Annotated in this window: 14 protein-coding genes; 6 read left to right on the top strand and 8 right to left on the bottom strand. The window is 68.8% G+C overall.

The window, feature by feature from the left end:
- Positions 1 to 243 precede the first annotated feature (243 nt).
- Positions 244 to 1,341, top strand: a complete 1,098-nt coding sequence (locus tag EK403_RS10980) for a response regulator (protein ID WP_128777534.1) — start codon at positions 244 to 246, stop codon at positions 1,339 to 1,341.
- Positions 1,342 to 1,374: 33 nt separating this feature from the next.
- Complete coding sequence (locus tag EK403_RS10975) at positions 1,375 to 2,367, top strand: hypothetical protein (RefSeq protein WP_128777533.1); 993 nt, start codon at positions 1,375 to 1,377, stop codon at positions 2,365 to 2,367.
- Positions 2,368 to 2,377: 10 nt separating this feature from the next.
- Here the strand turns inward: EK403_RS10975 and EK403_RS10970 are convergent, their stop codons facing one another.
- The 4 genes from EK403_RS10970 to EK403_RS10955 form a co-directional block, all read right to left on the bottom strand.
- Positions 2,378 to 4,351 carry a protein meaA gene (locus EK403_RS10970; RefSeq protein ID WP_128777532.1) on the bottom strand — a complete coding sequence of 658 codons (1,974 nt, stop codon included), beginning with the start codon at positions 4,349 to 4,351 and terminating at the stop codon, positions 2,378 to 2,380.
- Between the two features lie 120 nt (positions 4,352 to 4,471).
- Positions 4,472 to 5,344: a cell wall hydrolase gene (locus EK403_RS10965; RefSeq protein ID WP_128777531.1), complete on the bottom strand. Its 873-nt coding sequence runs from the start codon at positions 5,342 to 5,344 to the stop codon at positions 4,472 to 4,474.
- A 518-nt stretch (positions 5,345 to 5,862) separates the two neighbouring features.
- Positions 5,863 to 6,204, bottom strand: coding sequence for a YkvA family protein (locus tag EK403_RS10960; RefSeq protein ID WP_128777530.1), 342 nt, complete (start codon positions 6,202 to 6,204; stop codon positions 5,863 to 5,865).
- A 68-nt stretch (positions 6,205 to 6,272) separates the two neighbouring features.
- A complete protein-coding gene (locus EK403_RS10955) occupies positions 6,273 to 6,689 on the bottom strand; it encodes a metallopeptidase family protein (protein WP_128777529.1) in 417 nt (138 codons plus the stop codon).
- Positions 6,690 to 7,019: 330 nt separating this feature from the next.
- Here EK403_RS10955 and EK403_RS10950 point away from each other — a divergent pair, with 330 nt between their 5' ends.
- Positions 7,020 to 7,313, top strand: a complete 294-nt coding sequence (locus EK403_RS10950) for a hypothetical protein (RefSeq protein WP_128777528.1) — start codon at positions 7,020 to 7,022, stop codon at positions 7,311 to 7,313.
- Positions 7,314 to 7,495: 182 nt separating this feature from the next.
- On the top strand, positions 7,496 to 7,744 hold the full coding sequence (locus tag EK403_RS10945; protein WP_128777527.1) for a hypothetical protein: 249 nt from the start codon (positions 7,496 to 7,498) through the stop codon (positions 7,742 to 7,744).
- A gap of 61 nt (positions 7,745 to 7,805) precedes the next feature.
- Here EK403_RS10945 and EK403_RS10940 read toward each other — a convergent pair whose 3' ends face one another.
- From EK403_RS10940 to EK403_RS10930, 4 genes are all read right to left on the bottom strand, one after another.
- Complete coding sequence (locus EK403_RS10940) at positions 7,806 to 8,255, bottom strand: GNAT family N-acetyltransferase (RefSeq protein WP_128777526.1); 450 nt, start codon at positions 8,253 to 8,255, stop codon at positions 7,806 to 7,808.
- A gap of 215 nt (positions 8,256 to 8,470) precedes the next feature.
- Positions 8,471 to 9,883: a 3-isopropylmalate dehydratase large subunit gene (gene leuC, locus EK403_RS10935; protein WP_128777525.1), complete on the bottom strand. Its 1,413-nt coding sequence runs from the start codon at positions 9,881 to 9,883 to the stop codon at positions 8,471 to 8,473.
- 59 nt (positions 9,884 to 9,942) lie between these two features.
- Positions 9,943 to 10,071, bottom strand: a complete 129-nt coding sequence (locus tag EK403_RS23625) for a hypothetical protein (RefSeq protein ID WP_280986646.1) — start codon at positions 10,069 to 10,071, stop codon at positions 9,943 to 9,945.
- Positions 10,072 to 10,127: 56 nt separating this feature from the next.
- Positions 10,128 to 10,571, bottom strand: a complete 444-nt coding sequence (locus EK403_RS10930) for a hypothetical protein (RefSeq protein ID WP_128777524.1) — start codon at positions 10,569 to 10,571, stop codon at positions 10,128 to 10,130.
- 559 nt (positions 10,572 to 11,130) lie between these two features.
- On the opposite strand from EK403_RS10930, the gene EK403_RS10925 reads away from it, so the two are divergent.
- Positions 11,131 to 11,742 carry a LemA family protein gene (locus tag EK403_RS10925; protein ID WP_245479645.1) on the top strand — a complete coding sequence of 204 codons (612 nt, stop codon included), beginning with the start codon at positions 11,131 to 11,133 and terminating at the stop codon, positions 11,740 to 11,742.
- Positions 11,743 to 11,924: 182 nt separating this feature from the next.
- Complete coding sequence (locus tag EK403_RS10920) at positions 11,925 to 12,644, top strand: lytic transglycosylase domain-containing protein (RefSeq protein WP_128777522.1); 720 nt, start codon at positions 11,925 to 11,927, stop codon at positions 12,642 to 12,644.
- The last annotated feature ends 35 nt before the right edge of the window (positions 12,645 to 12,679 follow it).

Here is a 12,679-nt window from a genome sequence, read left to right as displayed (position 1 = left end):
GGGGGGATCGTCCAGAACAGAGCTCGATCCTGCGCGATCCCCACCCGGCCTTGGCCTGGCGGCCAAGTCCACCCTCCCCTTTGAAAAGGGAGGGAGAAGGCGCGGCGCTCAGCGGGTCGCCGCTCGGCTGTGGACGGACGGCTTCGGGCGGGACTTTCGGCGGTCGATTTAGCCCATCCTTAAGCCCGTCGCGGCGAGAGTCGCGGGACGAACCTCACGCCTCACAGAAGGAGTCGTCGCGGCATGAGCGCCATCGCGAGCCTCGCCGAGGAAGCCGCCGCGCCCGATCCGGGCGAGCGCATCGCCGTGGCCGCGCACGAGATCCGCACGCCGCTCGGGGGCGTTCTGGCGCTCGCCGACCTGATCCTCGCCGAGGACCTGCCGGAGGCCGCGCGCGGCCACGCCAATGCGCTGAAGGCCGCGGCCGAGCATCTGTTCGAGGTCGCGAGCGGACTGATCGGCGGCGCGCCGCTGCGCGAGCCCTGCGCGATCGACCTCGGCCGCTTCCTGGAAACGGTCTCGGCCCCGATCGCGGCGCGCTGCGCCGCCAAGGGGCTGGCGTTCCGCGCTTCGCGGGGTCCGGGCGTTCCGAACGCCGTGACGGCGGACGAGAGCGCGCTCCGCCGGATCGTCGACAATCTCGCCGACAACGCCCTGCGGGCGACTTCGCAGGGTTCGATCGAGCTTGCGGTCGAGCGCCTGGCCGGCGCCGCCGACACCGTGACGCTGCGCTTCGCGCTGCGCGACACCGGCCGGGGGGTCGGGCCGTCGCCCGAGCGGCTGTTTCAGCCCTATGTGCAGGGCGCCGGGCCGAACGGGGCCGCGGGGCTCGGGCTCGCGCTGGTCTCGCGGCTTGCGCGCGACATGGGCGGACGGGCCGAGGCCGCCGACCGGCCGGCCGGCGGCGCCGAGGTCGCAGTCACGCTGAAGCTCCGGGCGGCGCAGCCTGCGACCGCGGGCCGGCCGCTCCGTGTGCTGGTCGCGGAGGACAACGCCATCAACCGCCGGGTCGCGGCGACGCTGCTCGAGCATTTCGGCCACGAGTTCGAGATGGTCGAGGACGGCGCGGCGGCGGTCGCGGCGGTCGCGGGCGGCGGCTACGACCTCGTGCTGATGGACGCCGTGATGCCGACGCTCGACGGCCTTTCGGCCACGCGCGCGATCCGCGCCATGGACGGCCCGCTCGGCCGCATCCGCATCGTGGGCCTGACGGCGCGCGCCTTCGACGAGGAGATCGCCGCCTTCCGCGCCGCCGGCGCCGACGCCGTCGTCACCAAGCCGATCGCCGTGACTGAGCTCTGGCGGGCGCTCGACGGCGGCGGGGAGCGGCGGGCGGGGTGAAGGGCAACTACGCCGGTCTAGGGGCCTTTGGCAGTGCGGAAGATTCCGGCAGAGAACGTTTTCATCCTTAGCGTATTCGATCGCGAGCAATGGTGCCCCGTCCTACAGGCGAGGTTCGTCGTCCAGGATCTCAACGCGCTCGCTTGCATATTGGGGGAGGATGCGGACGACGATCCCGAGCTACGAGACCACTATGTTCTCGAAGATGCCGACCTGCAGGCGATCGGCGATCGCTTTGGCGTCGATTTCAATACTTCAGGGATGGAGTTCGGAGGCGACGAGCTGGAGATTTCGCTCTTCAGGCCGCACAGCATCTCCAAAGCCCCGTATCTTATTCACACCGGCTACGAGCTCCCGCTGCTGCTAGACGGCAGGAAGAAGCTTGCCCGAATGTCCGACGCCTATCCACCGGATCAGTTCGAGGGAGAGGATCGGTTCGACCGTTGGGTCGCGACCGGCGTTCTTCACAAGGAGGTGGTCGTCGAACCATTCGATGAGCCCGTCTCAGGATATCTCGGCCATCGGACTGTCTATTACACCCCGATGGGAGAGCAATGGCGCATCCCTGCGATGAAGATGCTTTCGGAGGCAGCCGGGAGGTCGGGTGGCTGGAACGAATATTTTGAGCGCCTCGAGGGAATGCTGTTCGGCTATTCCGATCAGGAGAATGATTGGTGGATCGACGTCGGCCTCACCGGAGGAGGCTTTGGTGGAATTCCGCTCTGCTGCGCCGTTGATTCAAATGGGCTCGAATGGATCGAAGCGGCCGGCTTTCGGGCGCTTCCTCCCATCGATCAGCCTCACCTGCTGATCGCGCACTCCAAGGCTCACGCAGGACACGAACTTCGGACGCTCTTTTTCGAGAGCGGCGAAGCTGTCGCGATCGTCCGGTTCAATGTGCTCGGGCGCCATCTCATGGAGTTGACGGATCTCGCCCGCGAAGGCCCGTGGGAGATTTCCAGCGAGCAAATCCCGCTGCTCAATCAAAATATCCGTGGTTTGATCGCGGTCGTGGCGCGGCGGTAGACGTCCCCCTCTACGCCGCCTTCTCGCCTGCGCCCTCCGCGATCCTGACGATGTCGCCGATGATTGCGGTCAGGTCGAAGTTCTTCGGCGTATAGACGGCCGCGACGCCCATCGCCTTGAGCTCGCGCTCGTCCTCGGGCGGGATGATGCCGCCGACCACCACGGGGACGTCGTCGAGCCCCTCCTTGCGCATGCGCTCCATCACGTCCCGCACGAGCGGGAGGTGCGAGCCCGACAGGATCGACAGGCCGACGACATGCACGCCCTCCTCCAGCGCCGCGTTGACGATCTCGGCGGGGGTGAGGCGGATGCCCTCATAGACGACCTCGAAGCCGCAATCGCGGGCGCGCACCGCGATCTGCTCGGCGCCGTTGGAATGGCCGTCGAGGCCGGGCTTTCCGACCAGGAGCTTGAGGCGACGCCCGAGCGCGGCGGAGGCCGCCTCGACGGATTTGCGGACCTCGGCGATCTCGCTCCCGGAGCGGTCCTCGCGCACGGCCTTGCCGACGCCGGTCGGGGCGCGGTACTCGCCGAAGATCTCGCGCAAGGTCTGGCCCCATTCGCCGGTGGTGACGCCGGCCTTGGCGGCCGCGACCGAGGCCTCCATGACGTTGCGGTCCTCCTTGGCGGCGGACGCGAGCTCGGCCAGCGCCTTGTCGACCGCTTTCTGGTCGCGGCTCGCGCGCCAGGCCTTCAGGCGTTCGATCGCGTCCTCGCCGACGCTCTCGGGCACGGTCTGGATCGAGCCCGCGCCGGTCGAGAGCGGCGAGGGTTCGGTCTCGACATATGTGTTCACGCCCACGACCTTGAGCTCGCCGGACTCGATCGCCGCAAGTCGGCGGGCGTTCGACTCGACCAGCCGTCCCTTCATGTAGCCGGCCTGCACGGCCGAGATCGCCCCGCCCATCTCATCGATGCGGGCGAGCTCGGCGAGCGCCTCGTCCTTCAGCCGGGCGACCTTCTCGTCCATCACCGCCGAGCCGCCGAAGATGTCGTCATGCTCGAGGATGTCGGTCTCGTAGGCGAGGATCTGCTGGGCGCGCAGCGACCATTGCTGGTCCCAGGGCCGCGGCAAGCCGAGCGCCTCGTTCCAGGCCGGGAGTTGGACGGCGCGGGCGCGCGCGTCCTTGGAGAGCGTCACCGCGAGCGTCTGGATCAGGATGCGGTAGACGTTGTTCTCGGGCTGCTGCTCGGTGAGGCCGAGCGAGTTGACCTGCACGCCGTAGCGGAAGCGGCGATGCTTCTCATTGGTCACGCCGTAGCGGTCGCGGGTGATCTCGTCCCAGAGATCGACGAAGGCGCGCATCTTGGCGATCTCGGTGACGAGCCGCATGCCCGCGTTCACGAAGAACGAGATGCGCCCGACCGTGGTCTCGAACGCCTCCTGGTCGAGATTGCCGGCCTCCTTGACCTCGTCCAGCACCGCGATTGCGGTCGCGAGCGCGTAGGCGAGCTCCTGGGTCGGCGTCGCGCCGGCCTCCTGCAGATGGTAGGAGCAGACGTTCATCGGGTTCCACTTCGGCATCTCCTTCGTGGTGAAGAGGATGACGTCGCGGATCAGCCGGAGCGACGGCGCGGGCGGGAACACATAGGTGCCGCGCGACAGATACTCCTTGATGATGTCGTTCTGCGTCGTGCCGGTCAGGGCCTCGCGCGCGGCGCCCTGCTCCTCGGCGAGAGCCGCGTAGAGCGCGAGCAGCCAGGCGGCCGTGGCGTTGATCGTCATCGAGGTGTTCATCTTGGCGAGCGGGATGCCGTCGAACAGCGCCCGCATGTCGCCGAGATGGGAGACCGGCACCCCGACCTTGCCGACCTCGCCCTTCGACAGCACGTGGTCCGGGTCGTAGCCGGTCTGGGTCGGCAGGTCGAAGGCGACCGACAGGCCGGTCTGGCCCTTGGCGAGGTTCGACTTGTAGAGGCGGTTCGAGGCCTCGGGCGTCGAATGGCCCGCATAGGTCCGGAACAGCCAGGGTTTGTCGGCCATCGCGTCGTGGCTCCGCCTGCGGCGGACGCAAGACGGGTCCGCGCTGTCAGGCAGTCTTTAGCTCACGCGTGCTGCGCCGCAATACGCGATTGGTCGGAGCGCGGCGGCCGGTCGCGGCGATTACTGGAACAGCGCCCAGGCGGCGGCCACCAACCGATTGGCCAGCGGATCGGTCGCCGGGGGCGGGGCGGACGGCGCTTCCGCGTTGGCCGGCATCGGGATCGCGGCCGCGAGCACCGGCGCCTGAGGCGCGATCACGCGCGGACCGGAGCGCGGCTTGAGGGCCGCGACGGCGGCGAGGGCGCCGGAGGGATCGAAGGCCGGCGCGGCGCCGCCATAGGCGAGCGCGCTGTCGGCGCCCGGAACCGGACGGGCCTCGGCCACCATGGCGGGCGCCGGCGCTTCCTTGGGCGCGAGCGCCGCGGCCACGATCGGCCCGGCCTCGGCCTCGGCCTCGTCGGCGCGCGCCACCGCGCGGGCGAACGACATGGCGTTGGCGCGCGCCGCGGCGGGCGAGTCCGGCTTGCGGCGCTCGTAGAAGGCGTTGCCGCCCGACACCAGCAGATAGCGCTTGTCGGTCTTGCGGAACGGCACGTCCGCGGTGTGGAAATATTTGACGCCGCCGGCGGCCGGATGCCGCTCGCCTGCCAGCACCGCGTCCGCGACCTTGCGAGCCCGGTCCGCGACCGCGCCCTCCATCATAGCGCGCCGCAGGACGCCCGGCGCGAACTGGCTCTTGCGCCCGACCACCTCGCAGATCGTGGAGCCGTAATGGCCGGACTCGAGGCGGTTCGCCACCACGGTCCCGACCGCCAGCATCCCGTCCTCGGCGTTCCGGTCGGACTCGAAATACATGGCGCGCGCCATGCATTCACGATCGGAGCGCGCCCGGTGCGCGCCCTCCGCGAACCGATGTTTCGGGCCCGCTTCGGCTGCGCCTGCGAGCGCGACTGCGGACACGAAGAAGACCCCCGCGAAAGGTCGATGAAGCATCCCGCCGACGTCCCCCTGCGAACGGAAGACCTCGTGGCGAGGCCGTCCGTCATCCCGACTGGGACGCCAGAAACCGGCTGGTGATCAAGCGGTCAATACGTGTTCGCCCTGACTCCTCGCGCCTCATTTTGGCCAATTCGCTCCGAACCGCGAAGACGAATCGAGGATGTTCAGCTACGCGCGATAACAACAGACAGATTTAGGGAAACAGATCCCAGCCTCGGTTTCCAGAGTCCCGGCGCCGACCGGCGCGTGGTCGGCGTCCCGAAACCAGTTGCTTTCCGAAGTGCGCGAAAATGCGAACCGCCGGACGATCAGCGGCGCGCCGATGCATTCGTGCAACAAAAAATTTACAATTTTTGCTGTCGGCCGGCGCCGGTTTGGGCCCTGTCGCCGCCCTGACTCGCGTCATGCCCGGGTCTGACCCGGGCATCCATCTCTTTGACCAAGGGATGGGTCGCCGGGTCAAGCCCGGCGATGACGAGTCATCCTCGAGAATGCGCGTCCGTCGTGACTGTTCAAACCAGTTCCTCGTCCGCGAGCGTCCTGCGGGCGGCGTCGCGGTGGCGGTCGGTCATGTGCATGCGGACGGCCGCGATGGCGGCCGCCAGGATGCCGGCGTCGTCGGCGAAGCCCATCAGCGGCAGGAAGTCCGGCATGGCGTCGAGCGGCAGCACGAAATAGGCGAGCGCGCCGAGCAGGGCCGCGCGCACATGCGTCGGCGTCTCGCGGTCGAGCGCGCAGTAATAGGCCGCGACCGCGTCCTCGGCGAACGGCACGTTGCGCGCCACGCGCCTGATGGTCGGCCAGAAATCGCGCCTGACCCGTGCTTCGTCCGCGGATCCGCCGCCTGCGGCCATGATGCTCGTCCTCGCTTGAGACTGATCGCTCCGGCGAAGGTGGCCCCACGAGGCTGCGCGATCAAGGCTCAGCCGGCGTCGACCGCGGCCTCGATGGTCTCAATATCGTCGTCCGACAGGCCGAAATGGTGGCCGATCTCGTGGACCAGCACATGGGTGACGATGGCCCCGAGCGTCTCGTCATGTTCGGCCCAGTAGTCGAGGATCGGCCGGCGATAGAGGTGGACGACGTTCGGCATCTGACCGGTCCGGGCGTCGGCCTCGCCTTGCGCGAGCCCGATCCCGGTGAACAGGCCCAAGAGGTCGAATTCGCTCTCCGCTTCGAGTTCATCCAGCACGTCCTCGGTCGGGAAGTCGTCGACCCGGACGACCACGCCCTTGGCCATCCTGCGGAACGTCTCGGGCAGCTTCGCCATGGCGTCGTCGGCGAGGCGTTCGATCTCGGCGAGGTCCGGCGCGCGTAGGGCGGCCCATTCCGCGCTCATCGCGCGGCCCCCGGGCGTCCGGCGGCTCCCGCAGTCGCGGCGGCGCCGGCCTCTAAGTCTTTCGTCGGACGCAGGGTTTCGATGTTCGCCACGTGTGTGTCTCCGGACGCCGCAAAAGGACCGTTCCTTACACTACGGTTGAACAGGATGGTCGACGAATGCTCGGTCCGCGCTACTTCAGCCTGGCACGGCGTGTGCGGGCGAGATCGACGGGTCCACGACGTGAATGTCCGATGAACGGCGCCATAACGGTCCCTTCACAGGACGGCGAATAAATTCTCTGCCGAGACGAGGCTCTCGGCTCCGACGAAGCGAACCAGGAGAACTGGCATGAAGGGACTGCTTCTTTCCACGACGTTCGCGGCCGGGCTCGGCGCTCTCGCGATGGGTCCGGCCAACGCCGCCCCGATCTCGACCCATGGCGTGATCGTCGCGCCGGCCGGCGCGACCGACGTCGCCTGCCGCACCGTGAAGCGCGTCGTGGTCCGCAACGGCGTCCGCCGCGTCACCACCACCAAGGACTGCGGCCGCACCGTCGTGAAGCGCCGTCGGGTCTATCGCAATGGACGCTATTACTACGAGCCTTATGGTCCGAGCGTCGGCATCGGCATCAACATCCGCTGAATCATTCGCCGCTTCGGCGGCGCGCAAGAAGCCCGGCTTCCTACGAAGCCGGGCTTTTTCGCGCCCGGACGCTCATCATCCGCGCATCCCGTTGCCCCGATGCACTGGACAGAATGGGCGAATGCGCCAAACCTCTGCGTTGGGCCGCGACGCCGGCCCAAAAGGGTCTTCGGGGTTCGCATATGAGCAAGCTTTTCGGGTTCGCCAGTCTCGCGGTCGCCGCCGGAGCGGCCTTGGCTCCGTTCGCCGCGAGCGCGGCCGACGCGCCCGAGCGGGTCTATCGCGAGCGGGCCTATGAACGCCCGGTGCCGAGGGTCTATTACCAGCCAGTCCGTCCGACCGCCGTGTGCCGCGTGGCCTTCCTGCGCGAGGACACGCGCGGATGGCCGAAGGAGCAGCGCCGCGTCGCGCGCTGCACGAATTTCTACTGATCCGACGGCTGCGGACTGACCCGATGAAAGGTCCGGACGGCGACGCCCGGGGTTTTTGCGCTCACCAGCGCATGCTCTCGTCGATGCGGATCACATAGTTCCGCCAAGGCGCGCGCTCGGCGATGCGGTCGTAGAGCGCGGCCGCGGGGCTCGCCTCCGGGACCATCCATCTGAGATGGATCCAGCCGCGGCCGCGGCCCTCCTCGACGATATGGCGCATCAGCTCCTGCGCGATCCCGGCGCCGCGCGCCTCGGGCGCGACGAACAGGTCGTCGAGTTGGCCGGCGCGCTTTCCCGAGATCGCCTCGGGCAGGTCGTAATAGAGCGCGAAGCCGACCAAGCGCCCCTCGAGCTCAGCGGCCGCGACCTCCACCACGGGCTCGGCGAGCAGGCTCCGGACGTAATCCTCGTCCGGAGCCGCGGGCTCGCGGCCAAGCAGGGCGCCGGCGTAGAGCGCGACGAGCGGCGCGAGCCGAGGGGCGTCGTCATGTCCGAGCGTACGGATGTTCATGTGAGCTGGGCTAGCAAGTAAGGGAAGGAGGCGTCGCCAAGCCTCGGCGGTTGGCGAAGGCCCCTCCACCGCTTCGCGGTCCCCCTCCCCCGCTTCGCAGGGGAGGAACAGGCGCCGCTTGGGATCCTCCTCCTCCGCTTGCGGAGGAGGGGGACCATGCGAAGCATGGTGGAGGAGGCGGGCGCGCAGCGCCCGACCCTCCGATCAGCCCGCCTTCACCGCCATTCGCGGATGTCGACGAAGCGGCCCGCGATCGCGGCCGCCGCCGCCATCACTGGCGAGACGAGATGCGTGCGGCCGCGAAAACCCTGCCGGCCCTCGAAATTGCGGTTCGAGGTCGAGGCGCAGCGCTCCTCGGGGGCGAGCTTGTCGGGGTTCATGGCGAGGCACATCGAGCAGCCCGGCTCGCGCCAGTCGAAGCCCGCGGCGCGGAAGATCTTGTCGAGCCCCTCGGCCTCGGCCTGCTCCTTCACGAGCCCCGAGCCCGGCACCACCATGGCGTTGACGTTGCCGTTGACCGACTTGCCCTCCACCACCTTGGCGGCGGCCCGCAGGTCCTCGATCCGGCCGTTGGTGCAGGAGCCGATGAACACGCGGTCGAGCGCGATGTCGGTGATCTTCGTGCCGGCGGTCAGACCCATATACTGGAGCGCTCGCCGGATCGCGGCGCGCTTCGCCTCGTCGGTCGCGGCCTCGGGGTCCGGGACCACGCCGGTCACCGAGACGACGTCCTGTGGGCTCGTGCCCCAGGAGACGATCGGCGGCAGGTTCGCGCCGTCGAGCCGCACGATGCGGTCGAAATGCGCGCCGTCGTCGGAATGCAGCGTGTCCCAGTAGCGGCGCGCGGCGTCCCAGGCCTCGCCCTTCGGGGCCATCGGACGGCCTTCGAGGAAGTCGTAGGCCTTCTGGTCCGGCGCCACCATGCCGGCGCGGGCGCCGCCCTCGATCGACATGTTGCAGACCGTCATGCGGCCTTCCATCGAGAGCGAACGGATCGCCTCGCCGGCGTATTCGATGACGTGGCCGGTGCCGCCGGCGGTGCCGATCTCCCCGATGATCGCGAGGATGACGTCCTTGGCGCCGACGCCCTCCGGCAGTTGGCCGTCGACGATGACCTGCATGTTCCTGGCCTTCTGCTGGATCAGCGTCTGGGTGGCCAGCACATGCTCGACCTCGGAGGTGCCGATGCCGTGCGCGAGCGCCCCGAAGGCGCCATGCGTCGAGGTGTGGCTGTCGCCGCACACGATCGTGGTTCCGGGCAGGGTGAAGCCCTGCTCGGGCCCGACGACGTGGACGATGCCCTGCCGACTGTCGAACTCGTCATAATACTGGACGCCGAATTCGCGCGTGTTCTCGGCGAGCGCCGCGATCTGGGCTGCGCTTTCCGGATCGGGGTTCGGCAGCTTGCGGTTCGACGTCGGCACGTTGTGGTCGACGACCGCGAGCGTCTTATGAGGCGCACGCACTTTGCGGCCGGTCATGCGCAGGCCTTCGAAGGCCTGCGGGCTCGTCACCTCATGGACGAGGTGGCGGTCGATATAGAGCAGCACCGAGCCGTCGGGCTGGCGGTCGACGACGTGGTCGTCGAAGATCTTGTCATAGAGGGTCTTGGGAGCGGCGGCGGTCATGTTCGCCTCGAGAAGTCGAGATTGGATGTCGGGGTGAGGGCCGCTTCGAGCGCGGCGGATCAGCCCCGAAGCAGGCTCGCGATCGCCGAAAGCCGCGCGTGGAAGCGCGACGGCAGGCGCGCGTGATCCGACAGGCCCGCGAAGGTCTCGGACGTCAGCGCTCTCAATGTCGGGCGTCGGCCGCTCATGGGCCGTCATATAGGGGCTACAGTGGAACAGTTGCAAATGGGTTCGCGCGGCATGTTCAGTGGTCGGTGAGAGTTTCGTTCGGCGGCTCGATGAGGCCGTTCCGCGGCCGCAGCCTCAGCGACCGCGCCAATCTCGCGCAGGCGACCGCCGACACGGCCCCGACACAGCCGATGATGACCATGGCCGTGGGGCCACGCCACCCCGGAAGGCTGATCATGGACGCGCTTGATGGCGCCCCGATCGCCGCCGTAGCGGCGTAGAGCGCGGGCTCCGATCGCACGAAAGACGAGAGGATCGCCGTAGCGGCGCCGGTAAGGGCGGCCGGCGCGGCGGCGACCGCATAGCCGAAGACCAGAAAGAACTGAAGGAGCGGCGCGACCAGCAGACCGCCGAATAGCAGCACTCCGATCATCGGCCCGACGGCCGTGAACAGCGCCGTATTGAGCGCGACCCCTGCGACGTAGTGCGGCCAGCCGCGGCCATGCGGAGCAAGACCCATCACGGTCTCCGATCCATCCGCTGCTGGGATAGCCGGAGTGCGTTTATTCTTGATGATCGTCGGGAGGGGCGGGGCCCGGCCGCTCCCCACCGGCCGGGCCGACTTCGCGACGTCCGCGACGGAGAGGGGCGGGAATCCGCCGCAGGCCGATAAGGGCGGGGGGTCGTCTCGAAGTCCGGGGAGCCGAAGCCGCCCCGGCGGGAAGAACGACAGGCGCGCCGGCCTATTCCGCCGGCCCGCGAAAAAAGTCGCGCATCGGTGTCTCGGGCTTTGGCGAGACGAAAGAAAACGCCCGGCCGCTCCCAACGGCCGGGCGTGGACTTCGAGGATCCGGGACGGAGAGGGGCGGAAATCCGTCTCGGCGCCGTTCGGGCGGGGATGTCGCCTCGAAGCGTCGCCAGAATGGGAGGGGCGGCCTGAACCGAACGTGGCCGGACCGTTCACTCGGCGTTCACGGCCGAAAGGCCCGATCCGTCGCCGCGCTTGACAATGGCGCGGCGCAATCGACCTTGGGTTTCGAGCGCGGAACGCGCCCCATGAGACGAGGACCGGCCCCATGATGGACATCGCTCTTACCGGCCGCTTCCGCGGGCTCTTCTCCCTCGGGGCGCTCGTCGTCCTCGCGCTCTCGCTCGCCGGCTGCGGCGTCAACAACGTGCCGACGCTGGAAGAACAGGCCAAGGCGCGCTGGTCGGAGGTGCAGAACCAGTATCAACGCCGCGCCGACCTCGTGCCGAACCTCGTCGAGACCGTGAAGGGTTTCGCGCGCCAGGAGCAGGAGGTGCTGACCAAGGTGGTCGAGGCGCGCGCCAAGGCGACGCAAGTCACGATCGACGCCTCCAAGCTCTCCGACCCGGAGGCGGTGAGGAAATTCCAGGAGGCGCAGGCCGAGCTTTCGGGCGCGCTCGGCCGGCTGCTCGCGGTCTCGGAGAACTACCCGGACCTCAAGTCCAACCAGAACTTCCTCGCGCTGCAGTCCCAGCTCGAGGGCACCGAGAACCGCATCGCGGTGGCGCGGCGCGACTACATCCAGGCGGTCCAGGCCTACAACACGGAACTCCGCACCATTCCGGGCAAGTGGATAGCTGGCTGGCTCTATCCGGAGGCCAAGCCCATGGCGACCTTCGAGACCGCGCAGGAGAACCAGGCCGCGCCCAAGGTCTCGTTCTGAGGCTCCAAGAGTCCCCCTGAACCGCTTTCCGTCGTCCCGGCCTTCGGGCGCTCTACGAAATGGACGCCACATTGCCGCCCCCTCCCCGCAAGGGGGAGGGGAGAAGGGCGCCGTTATCGGCAGGGTCTCGTTCAGGCTTTTCGCGGTAAGCTCGCCGCCGGGGGGAAGAGTTGGGAGCGGATATGAAGCGCACCGTCAGGGCGGCGGCCTTCGCGCTCCTCGCGCTGTGCGCTTCGGCGCAGGCCGAGACCGCGCCCCAGGCGCCCGCCCACCTCGCGGTGCCGAGCGGCATGTCGGAACGCCAGAGTTATATCGACGTCGTGCGCCGGGAGGCTTCCGCGCGGGGACTGCCGCCGGAGGTCGCCGAGGCCGTCGCCTATGTCGAGAGCGGCTTCGAGCCGGACGCCGTCGGCACGGTGGGCGAGATCGGCCTGATGCAGATCAGGCCTTCGACCGCCGAGATGCTCGGCCATGACGGCGGAGCGCTCGCGCTGTTCGACCCCGCGACCAACGCCCGTTTCGCGGTGCGCTATCTTGCGACCGCCTGGAAGCTCGCAAACGGCGACCTCTGCCGCGCGCTGATGAAGTACCGCGCCGGCCACCGCTCCGAGACCATGTCGCCGCTCTCGGCGAATTACTGCCTGCGCGCCAAGGCCTATCTCGCCCGGCTCGGCTCGCCGCTCGCCGACGGGGTCGCGCCCGAGATCGTCGCCATCAAGGAGATCGACGGCGACCAGCCGAAGGTCACGCGCCGCAAGCCCGGCCCCTATCTCGGTTGGCGGCCGGGCCGGCACACGGCGACCGACAACGCCCGCTTCTGGGCCGCGCACGAAACCCGCATCCGCGCGATCGAGGCGAGGATCCAGCGCCGCTGGAAGATCAGGACGGCGCGGCGGGGCTGAGCCGTCGGACTCTGCGGCGTCTCTTTGTTTCGTAG

Origin of the sequence: Hansschlegelia zhihuaiae (genome assembly GCF_004103825.1) — a bacterium.
Taxonomy (GTDB): Bacteria; Pseudomonadota; Alphaproteobacteria; order Rhizobiales; family Methylopilaceae; genus Methylopila; species Methylopila zhihuaiae.
The sequence above is the reverse complement of the archived record's forward strand: the minus strand, read 5'-3'. Positions and strand labels throughout refer to the sequence as shown.